This window comes from Kitasatospora sp. NRRL B-11411 (assembly GCF_000721345.1).
GTDB lineage: Bacteria > Actinomycetota > Actinomycetes > Streptomycetales > Streptomycetaceae > Kitasatospora > Kitasatospora cineracea.
In genome coordinates this window covers 19626-36103 of the sequence record NZ_JOGH01000009.1, presented here as the reverse complement: position 1 = coordinate 36103, position 16478 = coordinate 19626, and the positions used below count along the sequence as shown (strand labels likewise).

12 protein-coding genes are annotated in these 16478 nt (G+C 69.8%); 11 read left to right on the top strand and 1 reads right to left on the bottom strand.

What is annotated here, in order from left to right:
• Positions 1–590 precede the first annotated feature (590 nt).
• The 10 genes from IH44_RS0106475 (at position 591) to IH44_RS0106430 (ending at position 10399) form a co-directional block, all read left to right on the top strand.
• Entirely contained in the window at positions 591–1382 is a 792-nt protein-coding gene (locus IH44_RS0106475) for a site-specific DNA-methyltransferase (protein ID WP_369794906.1), read from the top strand.
• A 67-nt stretch (positions 1383–1449) separates the two neighbouring features.
• Complete coding sequence (locus IH44_RS0106470; RefSeq protein ID WP_030458439.1) at positions 1450–2268, top strand: DUF317 domain-containing protein; 819 nt, start codon at positions 1450–1452, stop codon at positions 2266–2268.
• Positions 2265–2963, top strand: coding sequence for a hypothetical protein (locus IH44_RS0106465; RefSeq protein ID WP_030458438.1), 699 nt, complete (start codon positions 2265–2267; stop codon positions 2961–2963). The genes IH44_RS0106470 and IH44_RS0106465 overlap by 4 nt, the downstream gene beginning before the upstream one ends.
• The gene (locus tag IH44_RS0106460) at positions 2960–3829 is read left to right on the top strand and encodes a DUF317 domain-containing protein (RefSeq protein WP_369794910.1); all 870 of its coding nucleotides are present in this window, start codon (positions 2960–2962) and stop codon (positions 3827–3829) included. The genes IH44_RS0106465 and IH44_RS0106460 overlap by 4 nt, the downstream gene beginning before the upstream one ends.
• 101 nt (positions 3830–3930) lie before the next feature.
• Complete coding sequence (locus IH44_RS0106455; protein ID WP_030458436.1) at positions 3931–4722, top strand: hypothetical protein; 792 nt, start codon at positions 3931–3933, stop codon at positions 4720–4722.
• A gap of 118 nt (positions 4723–4840) precedes the next feature.
• Entirely contained in the window at positions 4841–5677 is an 837-nt protein-coding gene (locus IH44_RS0106450; protein WP_030458435.1) for a DUF317 domain-containing protein, read from the top strand.
• A gap of 12 nt (positions 5678–5689) precedes the next feature.
• Positions 5690–6289 (top strand): hypothetical protein, encoded by a 600-nt coding sequence (locus IH44_RS0106445; RefSeq protein ID WP_030458434.1) that lies wholly within the window; start codon positions 5690–5692, stop codon positions 6287–6289.
• Complete coding sequence (locus IH44_RS0106440; protein WP_369794909.1) at positions 6190–8451, top strand: DUF317 domain-containing protein; 2262 nt, start codon at positions 6190–6192, stop codon at positions 8449–8451. The genes IH44_RS0106445 and IH44_RS0106440 overlap by 100 nt, the downstream gene beginning before the upstream one ends.
• Positions 8448–9479 carry a hypothetical protein gene (locus IH44_RS0106435; RefSeq protein WP_030458432.1) on the top strand — a complete coding sequence of 344 codons (1032 nt, stop codon included), beginning with the start codon at positions 8448–8450 and terminating at the stop codon, positions 9477–9479. Before IH44_RS0106440 ends, IH44_RS0106435 begins: the two co-directional genes overlap by 4 nt.
• Positions 9480–9493: 14 nt before the next feature.
• Positions 9494–10399, top strand: coding sequence for a hypothetical protein (locus IH44_RS0106430; protein WP_030458431.1), 906 nt, complete (start codon positions 9494–9496; stop codon positions 10397–10399).
• 73 nt (positions 10400–10472) lie between these two features.
• On the opposite strand, the gene IH44_RS0106425 is transcribed toward IH44_RS0106430, so the two are convergent.
• Positions 10473–11372 (bottom strand): DUF5655 domain-containing protein, encoded by a 900-nt coding sequence (locus IH44_RS0106425; RefSeq protein ID WP_232794849.1) that lies wholly within the window; start codon positions 11370–11372, stop codon positions 10473–10475.
• 1107 nt (positions 11373–12479) lie between these two features.
• On the opposite strand from IH44_RS0106425, the gene IH44_RS0106420 reads away from it, so the two are divergent.
• On the top strand, positions 12480–16349 hold the full coding sequence (locus IH44_RS0106420; RefSeq protein ID WP_030458429.1) for a hypothetical protein: 3870 nt from the start codon (positions 12480–12482) through the stop codon (positions 16347–16349).
• Positions 16350–16478 lie beyond the last annotated feature (129 nt).

The window sequence follows — 16478 nt, the reverse complement described above, 5'->3', positions numbered from 1 at the left end:
CCGGGGCAGGCACGGGTTCAGGGAGCTGATGGGGGTCTCCGTTTCAGGTGGGAGCGGGGGCGCTGTCCCGGCCGCGAAGGGGCGGCCGGGACGGGTCGGGAGCGGCAGCAAGCCGCCCTCGTAATCTGAGAAAAGGCATGGCGGTGCCCTTTCCGTGGCGTGACGGAATTCGGCGGACGTGGTTTTTCGACCGTAGGGGCGGCGTGGCCGTTTCCTAAAAATCAGGGGATCGGCCTGCCCGAGGGGCGGGGGAGCCGGCAGGCTCGGGCCCTCTCCGGCCGTGGCCATGGGTGCCGTCACCTGGCGCGGAGGGGACCGGTCTTGCCGGGGGGTCACACAGTAGGAGCCGGCCGGCCGGAAACCTAAAACGGATCTGGCGGGGTCGGTCCGGGTTCCCGTGCGACGTGGAGGACGGTAGACGCCGATCGGCCGGAAACCTAAAAAGATCATGGGCCGGTCGAAAGCGAGGCGCTTTTTAGGTTTCCGGCCGGGTAGCGCCTAACGTGCCGTTTCCGCCCCGCGAAAGCCCCCAGGCCCGTACGGTCCGCTCTTCGCGTTGCCGCCCTCGACCACCCGGGCGGCCGAGGGCGATGACACCCTGTCCCCATTGCGCAGGAGACCCTCTGAGCTACAAGATCCATCGCGGCGATGCCCTGCTCCGGCTCGCCGACATCCCCTCGCAGTCCGTCGACTGCGTCATCACCGACCCGCCCTACAACTCGGGAGGGCGTACGGCGAAGGAGCGCACGGCCCGCACCGCCCGTGAGAAGTACACCACCGCGGGCAGCGCCCACACGCTGGAGTCGTTCCCCGGCGAGAACAAGGACCAACGCTCCTACACGTACTGGTTGAGCCAGCTGCTCGCCGAGTCCTACCGCGCCGCCCGCGACGGCGGCACCGCGCTGGTCTTCACTGACTGGCGCCAGCTCGCTTCCACGGCCGACGCCCTGCAGGCCGGCGGTTGGATCTGGCGCGGCGCGCTGGCCTGGTACAAGCCCGCCGCCCGTCCGCAGCGCGGAAGGTTCACCCAGCACTGCGAGTTCGTGCTGTGGGGCAGCAAGGGGGCGATGGACGCCGACGCCAACCCCGTCTACCTGCCGGGCCTGTACACGGCCAGCCAGCCCAAGGGCGCGGGCCGGGTGCACATCACCCAGAAGCCCGTCTCGGTGATGCGCGAGCTTGTCAAGATCGCCAAGCCGGGCGGCACGGTGCTGGACTTCTGCATGGGCAGCGGTTCCACCGGAGTGGCAGCCCTGCTGGAGGGCCGGAGCTTCGTCGGCATCGAGGTCACCGACCACTACGCCGGCGTGGCCGAGAAGCGCCTGGCGGAAGCCGCCCGGCAGGTCCGCGAGGGCACGGCCGGCACGGAGCCCTCCCCCTGACCGAAACCGTCATCGGCCGGGCCGCCGAGCTTGGCGGCCCGGCCAACTCCCCCTGCACGGAGCGCGAATGAACCCCGACACCCCCGTCCGTGTCGCCCCCGGGCACCTGGCCGGACCGGGCAACGCGGAGGCCGCCTTGGAGGACTTCTTCGAGAGTTGCCCGACCTGGAGCCGATGGCGCCCGTACGACGAGACCACCCTCGCACTGCACGAGCGCCTCACCGCCGTGATCGAACTCGACCACGAGACCACCGAGAATCCCCGCTGGACCATCGCCTCCTACCAATCGCCGGTGGACGAACTCGCCTGGCAGGCGACCTTCTGCACCCGGACACCCGTCGAGATCGTGATGGCCGTCGCCCACCGGCTGACCGCTGCGCTCGACTCCCCGTCGCGGCTGGCCGGCGAAGACCTGCTGTGGGGCGGCCACTCCTACGAGGACGCCGTCCGCCACGCCGTGGAAGGCGCGGACGTGCCGTGGGAGCAGGCCGTCGACTCACGCCAGTGGAGGCGGGCGGACGGGACCGCGGCGATCACGCCGGCGTCGCACGACCCGTGGGCACCCGGCCCGGCGGAATCCGTCACCACGCTGTCCGGCGGTCCCAGCGGCAGCGACCGCGAGCAGCACTGGTGGACCGCCACGTTCACCCAGCACACGCCCACCGCCCTGATCATCGCGGCCTTGGACGAGGTGGTCGAACCGCTGCCCGCCGACCGCGAGTTCGGACAGGTCTCGGAAGCCAACCGCGCTCACGTGCACATCGAGGCACGCCGCAGCCGGGCCGCCAGTGCGACCTCCGGCGGCGGGGTTCCCGTTATCGGCGCCGCCGTCCCAGGAACCGCGCTCGCCTACACGCCGACCGACCCGGCGAGGAGGAGCCGATGAACCGGACCCAAGGCCCCAACGTGGTCGCCATCACCCGCAGTGAGACCGACGAGGTGTTCATTGCCGGCGGCGACGAACACCTCGACTTCCTGGTGGGCATCCTCGGATTCGCCCGCGTGCCCGCCGAAGGGGTCAGGCAGTACCAGCTCGCCGACGGGCACGACGAACTCGAGAAGGTCTGCCTGGCCACCGAGGCCGCACGGCTGCTCACCCACTCCGGGTACCAGGTCGCGCTCGACGAGTCCCTCGGCGTGCAGGCCGATGTCCGCTACGTCGCCCGAACCGGCGGCCGGATGCCGACCGACGCCAAGACCGACCTGGAACGCGAGATCTACAGCGTCGAGTTCCACCTGGGAAGGGCCCCGGACCTGGCGGAGGCCGCCAGGATCCTCGACGTGCTCGTCGGCGAGGACGGCGTCATCGACCGCACCGCGACCGCGCTGCGTGCCCAAGGCCCCTGGGCCGAAGGCGCTGCCGACGGCCTGCGCGACAAGCTTGCCTTCGCCGCCGAAACCATGTCCGACCTGCGCCGCATGCTGGCCGAAGCAGTCAGCCAGTCCACGCCGAAACCCGACGTCCGAGCCGACGCCGCCCGGACCAAGCCTTCACGGGCCCTGAACGCGCCCCCCTCACCCACCGGGCCGCCAGCAGCCGGGCCGCACCGCGACGGCCCCGATCGCGGTCCGTCCCGCTGACCTTTCGACACCCACCCGAGGAGCGCCCCACGCAGACCGACCAGCCGATCCCGGTAGCCCCCCGCTACCTCGCCGGACCGGGCCTCAACACGGACCAGGCCCTCGAAGTCCTCTACAAGAAGCGGGGCTGGCCCATCCACCAGGACCTCGACGCGGGCAACACGTTCATCCACAGCCCTTGTGGGCGAGTGGACGTCGCGTTCATGGGCGACTACATGTCCCCGTGGCAGGTCCGGGTGAGCCGAGAGCCGATGGAGGAACCCTCCTGGTTCGCCGCCTTCGACGGGAACACCCCGCCGGAGATCGTCGCGGCCTTCTTCGAGACCCTGGCCGACACCCTCGAAAACCTCCCAGACCAGCTCACCCAGAGCCGCAGCATCCACATCGCGGAGGCCGCCCGCCTCCTGGAACAGGCCGGATGGGACAAGGAGGTCACTGGCACGCACACCCGCATCACGCCGAAGGGCGAGCACGCGGGGCTTGCCGGACTGTCCATCCAGCGGTACCCCGAGGCGTGGCAGGACGAGGAGTTCGGCCCCTACGCCGAGCCGATCACCATGTGGGGCGGTCCGAAGGGCGGCGCCGACCGCTGGGAGGCGAAGTTCACCCGCGACGCTCCGATGCACCTGGTCGCCGCGGCCACCCGCTCGCTGATCACCACGGCACCTGTCGAGCGCTACCAGGAAGACCTCGACCCCGCAGTCCTCCCGTACCTCACCGGCCCGAACACCGCGGCCTCCGCCCGGGCAGCTGCCGCTCGCACCGCCAGCCCAGTCGCATCAGCCGCCGGCCCCGGCAGCGCCAACGTCGTCTCGGCTCCGGCCGCCGTGCAGCGCGACGCCGCAGCTGCCACGAAGAAGCGCTGAACCTGCCCGCGATCTGGCTCAACCCCGACCAGGAGCCTGCCCCTCACGCGCGTCACAGCCCCCAGCCCTGGGGCGAACGCCACCACCTCGACCTGGAGACCTTGCTGTACTACGCCCCGTTCACCGACATCGTCTCCGACCTGGACCTCGACGAGCTGACGCCGGCCGACGAGAACACCGAGCGCGTCCTCGCCCGCCTTGCCGACTGGGACGACCCCTGCATCACCCTGGCCAGCTACGACCAGCCCGGCCAGCGTCCAGGCCGCTCGGACCACTTCTACCTCGCGCACGACGAGCAGATGGCAGAACAGGGCAAGCCGTTCTACCTCGGCGTGCACCTGGAGCTGGACCAGAGCGCGGGGTCGGTGCGAGCCACCGTGCGCGACGTAGCCATGCCGGAATTGGCCGAAGCATGGCTCATCTCCCGGGGAGCTGATCCTGATCGGCTGCGAGAACGTGTGCGCCCCAGCGAGTTCGAGCCGGCCGACGCCCAGACCGAGGCAGCCGAGGCCATGCTGCGCCATTCCGGAACCCGGTTCGACATCCACGACTCGGCATTCACGATTGGCCCGCCGTACACCACGTGGGTGATCGCCCTCGACAGCGAGGCCCCCGACCCGGCTCTCCCGGTGGCCGTCTTCGTCGGCCACCGGGAGAAGGACAGCGAGACGTTCACCCTCCGCCTGGGGCACTTCGCCAGTGTGGAGCACGCCTACGATTGGACGCGCCACCCCGACGCCCCTCTGCCGCAGACCAACCCGGCCGGTGCAGCACGCGCCGACGCCGCCCGCATCGACCGCCGCACCCGCCCCCAGCGCGAGGCCGCTGCCGGGCCTGCGGACCAGCCCGTGCCGATGCCCGAGGCCAAGCCACGTCGACCGCGCGAGCGTTGACCGAGCACCGGCACCAGCCGCCACGCAGCTCGACCCACCGCGAAAGGCACGATCCCTGACCCCCCGCATCTTCACCGACGACCTCATCCGAGGGCAGAACTGGTACGACGAGGACCACATGGTCCACGTCGCCCCGCGCCACCTGGCCGGTGCCGAGCACGGCATCGACACCGTCCTGGAAGCGATCCCGGAGGCGTACGGCTGGTACACCCATCCCACGCCCCGCAGCACCGGCGAGTGCTTCACCCCGTTCGTCTCGCCCTGTGAGCGGATCCGGCTGGGGTTCCGCAACGACTTCGACGACCCCTGGCAGGTCATGGCCCGCAGCGACCCCTACTCCGGCGGCCTTGCGGACTGGCACATCACCTTCAGCTGGCAGACCCCGCCGGAACTGGTCGCCGCAGCCCTCGACGAGGTCGCCGCCGCCTTGGCCCAAGACGACGAGCGGGTGTTCACCCGCGGCGGCTCCGGCCTGCGGGTCCTGTTCCCCTTCGCCCAGCAGGACTGGTCGGAGACCGTCACCGCCAGCCGGTACACCTTCACCTCACCCGACGGCTTCGCCACCGCGCGCCTTCGCCTCACCGAACCCCCGCCGCACCAGGACGGCCCCTGGCACAGCCCCTACCTCCACGTCAGTTGCAACACGGCCGACTCGCAGACGAGTTGGGACGCCCGGTTCACGGCCAACACACCGGTCCGGATCCTGACGGCCTTCACCACCGCCGCCGCCAGCCCGGAGCCGCTGCTGCGCAACAGCACCTACCTCGGCGAGGCAATGAAGGCCAGGCTGACCGTCGAGCCGCTCTCCCCGGCGCCCGTCCGGCGCGCAGCCGCGGCAGCCGGGGCAAGCCCGGCCCTCGCAGCAGCCGGACCTGGTGCAAAGGCCGTAGTCAGCGGTCCCTTTCCGAGCGCCTCTCCGACTGCACCGTCGCACTCTCTCGCCCACCACCGTTGAGGAACCGCAACCATGTACAGCGAAGCCGACATCGCCGCGCTGCGTCATGCCTACCCGGACGACCACATCCCCGCAGACCCCGCTGACCTCGTGATCTACCTCGCGACCAAGGACCTGGAACACATCCAAGGCGAACTGCAGGAGAGCCTGCAGATGTTCGACCTCGCCCACTGGGACCAGGAACTGGCCGTGGACCACATGAGTCTCCTGTTCGACTCGATCGTGAGCACAAACGGCCACATCCAGGAACTGGAGCTGAACGGACACAGCCAGCAGGCCGGACTGCTCAAGGAGATGCGCCAGTCAGTGATCCGCTCTCTGGGCCCGGTCCTGGCGCGTACCGAGAACCTCGCCGTCCCCACTCACACTCCGGGCCACGCGGATGCCGCCGAACGCTTCCAGGCCGCCCTTGCCGCGGCGCAGCGCAATCTCGCGTCGGCCGCCGGACCGCTGCAGCACCACATCGACGACCTCGCACAACCACCGCCGTCAGCCCGGGCCGCCGCCGCCCGATCCCGTGGCACCAGTCGAGCAGCCGGCGCGCAGTCGGCGACATCCCGAGACGCCGCAGCGCCAGCACCGAGTCCGACCGCCTCCCCGCGCCACCGCTGACCCCGAAAGGAACCCGTCCGATCACCCCCGAGCCTGAGCCGAACACCCTCCTCGACGTCTCACCCCGCTACCTCGCCGGAACCGGCAGCGAGACCAACCCCGTCGCCCGCGCGGTCCTCGCCTTCGACTGGCGGCACGACTACAACCGCGAACTCGACCAGACCTTCGTCAGCAGCCCCGACCACCGGTTCCGCATCGGGATGGGCCAGCTCGACCCGGGCGCGTGGTGGCGGATCACCGCCGCCCGCGAGCCGCTCGGTCCACCCCAGTGGATGGCTGCGTTCTCCAAGGACACCCCGGAAGAGATGGTCGCCGCCGTCACCGAGGCGCTCCACGTTGCGCTGCCCCGGACCGACTGGACGGGCGCGGAGCATCCGGCACTCCAGGAAGGTGCGTTCGACGGCGACGCCTTCCTCGACGCGCTTGTCGCCGCAGGCTGGCGCGACCTCGGGGAACCCCACGGTGTCCGGAGCGTCTGGTCACCCGACTACCTCGTACGTGCCGAACTGCGGCGCGGCGCCGACCCCCTGGACCTCATGGGCAACTGCGCGTTGGCCGTCCTCGTCGGCCCCGAGGAAGCCGGCGACCCCTACTGGCAGGCGCTGTTCACCGCGGACACGCCCGCGCTGGTGACCAACGCCTTCGTGCGCACCTTGGTCGACCCGGCCCCGCTGCGGCGCGATGCGGACTTGATGGACGAGCACCTGCTCGCCCACCTCGGCTACACCGTGACCGAGGACGGTCTCGTCACGGTGGCACCGCCCTACACCGACGAGGACCTCACCCGCGCCGCAGCCCACTCGCTGGCCACGCTGCTGGCCGCCGCGGACGGACACCTTACCGTGGGGGAGGTTCTCGACGAGCTGGCCGACCAGCCGCTGCCCAGCACCGAAACAGGCCCCGGCCCAGCCACCACCTGGGGCCAACTCCCCCCGGAACAGCAGCAACTGGCCGCCATGCTCACCCTCGACCTCGTCGCGGACGCCGCCCGGTACAGCCATCGCCTGCTCGGCCTGCACGACGACGCCACCGGACGGGTGTGGCAGCACCTCACCCGCGGGAACGTGCCGGCCGTGCCCATCGCGGACCTGCGCTTCACCAACGACGACCTCTACGCCGCGGCCGGCACCATCGCTGCCCACATGATCGCCACCACCGACGACCCCTCCGGGATCCTGGAAGGGTTCCACGGAGAGCCGATCGCAAGCCGCGCCAGCGAGGAGACCGTCAAGCGGTTCTGGGACGAGCATCCCGACCACGTCGTACAGCCCGCCTACGACGAGATCTGCCGACGGTTCACCGCAGTTTACGACTCGGTCGGCGACCTCTTCGCGCCGGGCATGCCCCAGCCCCCGGCACTGGTCTCCGCAGCTCCCGCCTACCTTGCCGGGCCCGGCCACACCACGGCCACCAGCCCGGCCGCCCCGCTGCTGGCCGCCGGGTGGAGCCGCGTTGAGATCGCGTCCGGGGACGTCTACCTCAGCCCCTGCGGCCGTATCCGCACCACCGCGGTCCACGCGCCAGCTGGCACGAGCTGGAACACGGCCTACACCGACCCGGCATCCGGAGACCAGCTCTGGCACATCACCGCCGACGTGCGGACTCCCGCCGAGATCACAGCCGCGATACACCAGGCACTCGCCGCCACCCAGGCCGCCGCACCGGCTGACCTGCGCTACCCCGCACTGTCCGGCGGTCTTGAGCCCCTGGCCGAGGCCGACTGGTTCATGGACAACGTGCCCGGCTACATCATCTGGAACGCCAGCGACGAGACGGCCTCGGTCGAACGCGCCACCAGCGCGTCCGCACTCGCCGACGGCGCCAACCCCCACTGGATGATCAGCGGAGGCGACCTCCAGCCCGGAGGCCCGGGCTGGTACATCGAGATGGCCGACCGAGTACCCCGCCCGATGCTGACCGCCGTCGCCGCCGCGCTCACCAACACCGAGCCCGTGACCCGACTCGCCCGCCAGATCCCGCAGGAACACCGGGCGGACATGGACATCGTCCCCCTGGAGTGGCGGCCCGCCGACTCCGCGGGCGACCGCGCCGCCGCCGCCCGCCGACGGCCCCTCGACGGCAAGGGGGTCACCGCCAACGGTCCCCTCTTCGCCGAGGCGTCCCGGACGCAGACGCCCGTACCCCGCAGGCGGACACCATGACCGGGCCCTGGGGCAAGGCGGCGGCCGACCGCGTCGCCGAACTGCGCGCCAGCGCCGAGCGCTACGGCGACCACCAGACAGCGGAGCTGTCCGACCTGGACGTGCTGAACGAGGCGTACGAGCGCGTCCTGCGCGAACAGATCGACACCCACGACCGGTACATGACCGTACTCACCTCGCTCCGCGGCCACGACGCGGCCGTACGCACCGCAGCAGTCGCCGACTTCCGCGAGGGCGCCGACCGCTACGCCCTCCACCTCGTCCGCCAGCACATGCGCCCGTACGCCGAACTCGCCTACCGAATATCGCAGTTGCCCGAACGCCCCGGAGCCCGACAACTGGAAGACCTCCGGTCGGCGGCCGTGAGGGTCAAGGCCGGCCTGGCGGACCAGGACCCACCCGAGGAGTGGATCGACCCGGGCAATGCCCGCCACACCCTGCGCACCCTGCGCAACGTCGTCGGCGTCCTCGACAGCCGAGAAGGGCTGGAGGCCACCGAAGTGCTCGGCCTGGTCCAGGCAGCGCTCAACGACGGGCCGCTGCACGACCTGTTCACCGTCGCCGACCGCGGCGCGCGTCCCAACGAAGAGAACCGGCCCCCCGAGTTCGTCGGCCCCGGCTGGCAGCCGCTCCACCGCACCCTGTGGCACTACCAGGAGGAGCCCGACCAAGGCCACGTCAAGGCGTTCCCCCTCGGCAGCGAGTGGTACCTCGACCTGTGGTCGAGCGACGGCGCCCTACTGGCCTGGGGCGCCGCCCCCGCCGACGAGGTCGCAACGCTCGCCCCCGCCCTGACCGCCCGAGCATCGAGCTGGGCCGCCGACCGAACCGACTACGCATGGCGCCGGTTCGCCGAGACAGCCGAATACGTGCGCGCCCAGGCCGAACCGCGCAGGGCCGACGCCGCCCCGCACACGGCACCGCGAGCACGCGCAGCCCGAAGCTCAGCGACCCGCCACGGCCCGCTCACCGAAATCCCCACCGCCCGTCAGAACCCACCCACCACCGCACCCCGGCCAACCCGCTGAGCACAGAGGAGCCGATGCCTCGGACCCCCACCACCTCGTCGGGCCGCCCTCTCGACATCTACCCCCATGGGCGCGCTGTCGTCCGAGACCTTCTCCACGACGTACGTCACCTGGTCGGCCGACGCACGCTCGCCGACGCCATCACCGTCGCTGCAGGACACCACAGCCACGGCGACCAGGCCCTGGCCCACGCCGTCGAAGCCGACGCCGTGTTCCTCATCGCCCATGCCGCAGACCCGGCGATCCACCAAGCCCTCGACGGCCGCCTGCCACCACTGCTGCGTGAACTCGACCACCAGGAGCCGGACCGGCTCGTGGCCCTCATCACCCAGGCCCAGCAGGCTGCCACCGCAGTACCGATCCTCACCGCCTCGGCCACCTCACCCCGCCTCCCTCTCGCCCCCGCGGATCGCACCTCGTGGCTGCACGACAACGAGCTGCGTGAGCTGCTGGGCGCCGCGGTGTACACCGGCCTGCAGATCGCGGAACTGCGCTTCACCGGGCAGGAGACCTCGGACGTGTGGAAGCCCGGCACCGTCCCGATCGCCAAGGCGCTCGCCAAAGTCGCTGCTGAGACGTGCTCGCTGGCCGGCCTCGACCACCGTGACTGGCAGCTCTTCGTCGAGATCCAGATGGCGCACGTCATCGCCAGGGCCAACGAACTTCCGCCCGGAGCAGGCCCCTTGGACGACCGGATCCCCGCCTATATGGCTCACCTGAAGAAGCTGGAGGACATCACCGTCGCCGACACGCTGTACATCGCGCACGCGGACTTCGGCTACGTCCTCCACGACCCACCGAAGGCCAGCACATCGCCCCGCGTGCTCGCCGCCAGCAGCCGACGGGCATCAGCCCCGGCGCTGTCCAGCGACCGAGAGACGGTCACCGGAACCACGCGCACGCCGGCACGCCGACGCTGACGGGCACCGCACGAGCTAACCTGCCTACATGAGGGCGGGCCGGACAACGAGTTGTCCGGCCCGCCCTCGTCCGTCAGGCCGCCGCAGCGAAACTCGCGGCAAAGAGCGGCTCGGCTCTGTCCAACTCGGCCGCCGAGGCGATCCGCACCTCCAGATCGCCGGTGCCAAGATGACCAACACCGCGCAGGTCACGAGTGAACCCCGGGGCCAGACGGACAGTCGAGGGGTCCACGGCCAGCACCACGACCAGAGCCTCGCGGGTTACGCGCACACACGCGAAGTTCCGGCGGCGGCGGAACGCCACGTAGTGCTGAAGCTCGACGCACGTGCCCTCACCAAGGTCCAGCAGCCGCTCCTCCAACTCGGAGAACAGCCTCTGAAGCTCGGGCGACGCCGAGTCCAGCGACTGGCGGACCCCCTTTCGCACAGTGCTCTCCGGGCGGTTCGACGAACCCACCCGAGCCGCCCGGGTGCCGCAGCCCCCTGCAACCGAGGCCACCAACTCCAGCGTCACGAGGTCCTGCGCGTACTGCCGGTACACCAGGAGATCGACCCGATGGTGCGACATGCCGGCAGCCACGGTGTCGTAGCGAGTGAACTCGGCCGCCACGCAGACGATCCGCGGGTTGCTCCAGTCGACAGTGCGGCCGGCATCCTCGCCCAGCCGCTGCGCCACGAGCGCCTCGAACTCGTCCCGGTGCTCCACCAGCCAGGCGAGGTAGAAGAGGCCCTGCGAAAGCACGCTGGCGCTGCCGGTCCGCTTGTACTCCACGATCACGGGCGAGCCGTCCTCGTCCAGAGCCAGGGTGTCGATTCGCCCACGATGAATGGGCCCGGTCGAGTACTCGTGCGCCAGGAACCGCATCCCGAGCATCTCCGGCATGTTGGCCTCGATCAGCACCTGCAGGTGGCGCTCCAGCTCCGCCGCCCCGCCCTCGATCCTACGAACTGCCCCATCCGTTACCCGGAACACCTGCAGCAACAATCCCCCTCACGCAGCGGCCGATGATCAGCGAGCGGGCCAACCTACTGCGCAATAGGGGCCTTGTCTAGTGAATGTTGCGCACACCACAGAAGAGGTGAAGGTCGATAGCAGGAAATGTGGCTTGAGTATCCGCTGAATTCTTACGCTGAGTGATGAACGCCCTGTGCGGACCAGGAGTCACCTGTAGTCTGATGACGCAACTTGGTGGCCAGTCGCTGTGTGTGATGAAGTCTCTGGGACCATTTTGGGACCAGCTTTTTTGGCCGCTGGTGGCCGCCGGTGGACGCATGTGGACGCAATTGGACATGTCTGGCATTGCCATAGCTGAGCCTTCGTCAGTCCGTGTGAATCATTCAGATGAAGGAGAAGGGCCAACTCTGTTGTATGATACGGTGATTGGCCACCTACTCGGGACCCGTCGAGTAGGTGGCCAATAGGCACGTTAGTGGACATGAATAACTGGGGGTCAAGGGGTCGCAGGTTCAAATCCTGTCGTCCCGACAGTGATGTCGGAAGGCCGTTGGCCGGGAGAAATCCCAGGTTAGCGGCCTTTCGCATGACACCGCGTCAGCAAGACGGGCCACCTGCGAACACCCCTAAACGATCTTGCTGGGGACCAGCTGGGGACCAGCGCCCTCAAGGGGCCGCCCCCTGGGGACCAGCCGACCGAAGACCCACGTGTCCCCTCCCGGCCAGAATAGCCGCAGGAATGGGTTGCGCGGAGCGCCCACGCCGAAACTCCCTCACCTCGGTCCCAGCCGTGCCACGACGAATCCCGGACCTGCCGGAGCAATGCACCTGATCAATCGCCAGTCGGCTCCCTATCCCTGATGCTGAAGCAGATTTCGACGCAGGTCCCCAACGAGCTGGAACCGTGCTTCAACCGCCATCCGGGTTCACCGGCGCCGCTGCGCATCGCTGTGGATACCCCACAAGCGCAGGCTGGCACGGGTACTCCCTCTGCGGTCAGGCGGGCCGGGTACGCCATGGCTGGCCTTCGGCGCCCGGCGCACCTCGGTGGAGCCTTACCCACTCCGAGGACGAGACGGAGGAGAATGGCCCCGAGCAGGTCTCGGCGAGGCGGAGGGGCGACGGGTGCTGTACGAAACCGCAAAGATGGCGCTGGAACAGCTCACGGACGATCGGGCCCTGGAGAGGGTGGCCCTGTGGGTGCTCCGGAAGCGCGAACCCAAGCTCCGCCTCACCAGCGCCACCGGTGACACCGGCCTCGACGGCTACAGCCGCCCCTTCTTCGAGGACGAGATCGACTTGGTGCTATGGGTCAGCCTGCAGCGCACGTGGATCAAGAAGCTCGACATCGAGTTGAAGAAGCACAAGCAGCACGGGCGGACCGCGCCGGCCATCTTCGTGACGAACCGCTCGACGAACGAGATTTCGAAGAAGAAGCAGAAGGAGCGGGCGAAGAAGGACTTCGGTGTGGACCTGGAGATCGTCGACCTCGGCGAGCTCGTCGTCGAGCTGGAGTCGGACGACCTGCGCTGGGTAGCCGAGGCCGAGCTGGGAGTCCGCCCGCGCCGGCCCGGGGTCCTGGTCACCGCGGAGGTGTACCTGGATCGGCTCGCTCGCACGGTGCCCGGGATGGCCGCTGAGCTCCGCGGGGCTGCCGAGATCCAGAATCAGCTCCGCGCCCAGCTCACCCCGGAGTCCCCTGAGGGCCGGGTTGTCCTGGTGGAGGGCCCTGGAGGCTCCGGGAAAACCAGGATCGCAATCGAGACGGCCCAGTCCGTCGCCACAACCCTGGTCGTCCCTTCCGGGGCCTCAATTACGCTTGACTCGTTCACAGAGGTGGGGCTGGACGCGCCGCCGATCCTCGTGATCGACGACGCCCATCGCAGCGAAAGCCTGACGGCGGTGGCCGCGATGCTCGCCGACCATCGGTTCGACCGAGTCCGGCTGGTCCTCACCGTTCGCCCGGGCCATCGCGAGCGGACGCTCTACGCCGCCGGAGCCGAGCACCAGGCTGGCATCCCGGTCGTACTTCGCCGCCTGGACCGTCCGGAGATCGACACGATCATCACGGACCACGGCATTCAACTGGACGAGTTCCGCACGGCCGTCATCGGCCTGGCCGACGGCAATCCCCTGATCGCTCACACCGCCTGCCAAGTGGCCCTGTCCAACGGGAAGTTCGACTGGAGCGACGCCTCCGGCCTGCTGCGGGAGCTGGTCGCCAACAGGCTCGCGCCACTGGGCGACCCCGGCTTGCACCGGACGGTCGCGGTCGCTCTCGCGCTGCTGACCAAAGCCGGCGACCGGGCCGCGCACCACGGAGGTCAGGACATCGCCGTTCTCCACGGAGCGGTCTCCGGCTTGCCGTCCGAGCCTGACCGGCTCGACCGGCTCCTGGACGACCTTGCCGACGCCGGGCTGGTGGACACGCCGCCGTACACCTTCCGCCCCGACCTGGCCGCCGCCGTTGTCCTGGCCGACGCCCTCACCCCGGGGGCCAAGGTCCGGCTGGACCCGCAAGCCGCCCTGCGCTGCCTGGCCGCCCACTCGGGCCTCACCCCGGAGATGACCCCGCAGGAGCACGCGGACGCCCTGGACGCCGCGACTCGTCGGCTCGATCCGCAGATCGGCGTACTGGCCGCAGCCGCCCGCGACAGCGGTAACCGAGCCGCCGCCTCGGCGATCACCGCCTTCGTCCTCGGTCTGCTCCCCGAAGACGCCCACCTCGGCCACTGGACCAGCGTTGTCCGCCTCGCCTCCCAGGCAGTCCCCGCTGATCCGACACTTCTCGCGCAGCTCGCCGAACGGCTGGTCCGACAGTGGCCTGTGCCGGCCTCCGAGCAGCTCTGGGGGAACACCGACGCTGTCGCCTACTACCGGTTCGAACTGGACCGCCTGTGTCAGGAGTTCGCCCGACTGGCAGGACGCATCAACCCCGAGACCACCTCGGCGGCTGTGGCATCCGTGCTGGACATCGCCTGGCTGGCGGATGCCGCCCGGCCCGTCTTCGGCGGCCACCAGCCAGACACCCTGCTGCGTACATTCCAGACCTGGGCAGGTCCAAAAAGCTGGCACAACGGACAAGCACTGATGGCCCGCCGAGGCACCCTCCTCGGCGCGATCTCGCGCTGGGTCCGCGACCGCACCGACGAACCACCACTGGGACTCGACCTCGCGGATGCGGCCAAGCGGGGCCCCGAGTCCGTCGCCCGTGTCCTCCTCGCGGCCCTGCAGCCCTACCTGACTGTCATGATCGAACTCGTGCGGCACGCCACGCCCGAGCAAGCGAACACCCTCACCATCAGGACCGCTACGCTTCCTGACCTTTCAGAGACCCAGCGCCAGCTCGACCAAGCCCTCGACCTACTCGAACCGCTGCTCGCCGAACCGGTCCTGCACCAGCCCGAGCACCTGAACCTCCTCAACACGCTGGTCGCAGTGCCCGAGCAACTGCGCCAGATCGCGGGCCGCGGCCTGCCCGGTAATCATCACCAGCCGCTGCCTGCGCACGCCGAGCAGATCCTGGTGGAGGCTGCCACGAGGTTTGCCAAGAAGATCGCTACGCGGTGGACGGACCTTCCGCTGTCCGTGCGGCGCCGGGCGGCCGAGGCCGCGCTCGGAACAGGAACCCGCCGGACCGACCTGGTAGGAGCAGCAGCCAATGGCGAGCCCGTCGCGGTGGCGGCACTCAACGACCCGGGGCTCTCGCGCCTCCTCGTCGTTCAACCACCCAACACCTTCACCGCCACCTGGGCCGAGGACGTCGAAGCCCAGAAGTCCACCGCCATCACGCTGGCCGGTCAGCTGACCACTGCTCAGGCCATCGACCTGCTGGAAGCCGCAGATCCCTCCTGCTTCGGTACGGCGCGCGAGGTCCTCCCGGCCTTCGCCGCAGCGGTAGGCGAGAACGCGACCGGCGCTGATCCCATCCTGGACCGCATCGCCAGAGGGCCACTGCCAGGCGATGCTGGGCTGCTGGCCGGCCTGGCGACCCGGCACCCGAAGCAGGTCTGGCAGTGGGTTTCCGAACGTGCGGGTGACCCCAGGATCGCGGAGCTTGCACTCGCGATGGCGGACGACCACCCCGAACAGGAAGAGCAACTCCTTCGCGCTCTCGCGGACGCGGCAACCGGAACAGAAGCCGCTGATCCGGCCGCGATCTGCGCACAGGTCGCCCGGCATACGTGGCACTGCACGAGATCAGCGGAGGACCGCCTGGGGCGTCTGGCCCTGCTCGGCACCCGGGGGCCGGATCAGGCAGTGCCCGAGGTGCTGCAGGCGATCGGGATGGTGCTCCACTCCAACGCACCGGTGGACCCCAAAGCGGTGAACGCTTGCATGGCCGTGCTGGAGCGAGGGCTTACCACCGACAGCAACGACCTCGTGAACGACGACGGCCTCGGCCTCATCAGCCACGGGGTGATCCAGATCGCTCGCCGATCTCCCGAAGGATTCGCCCAGATCCTGACAGAACGTGCCCTCGGAGGCCACCGCCTGCCGGCTTCTTGGACGGAGCACCTTGAGAGGCTCGACATTGCGGTGCGTGACGAGATCACTGCCGCGTTCGAGCAGCGCTGGCCGGCAGCACCGGCCACTGTCCTCGACGACTTGGTCGAAGACGTGTTGTGCGAGACGTTCACTGCGATCGGCAAGGACACCGACGCCTGGTCACGAGCTCTGGTCGAGTGGGCCGGAGGACCGCCGAGCGCACGCCGCCGAGCGGCGAAGTCGGTTCATCCTGCCTGGACGAGCAGCACCTGGGCACAGGTTGTACCGGAGCTCCTGGTCGCTGGGCTGACCCCTGACGGTGAGGAGCTGATCCTGCACGGGTTGACGGCAGTGAACGCCGTCTTCACGGACCTGGACGCCGTGATCCGCCCCCGCCGGGAGGCAGCAGAGAAGCTGAAGGCACACCCGGATGCCTTGGTACAGGCGTTCGCCACCACTGCGCTGGAACGCCTCGACCATTTCGCCTCGGCCTTCCTGAGCATGTAACACCGCAGCCGCACCGGCTACCCCACCTGATCCGGAACGAACTCCTACTCGGGAGTGCCTGATGGGTCTTCCAGCCAGGTGGACGCCTGATAGGGCGGTCGGGGTGTGCACCCACCAGTGGGTGCACAC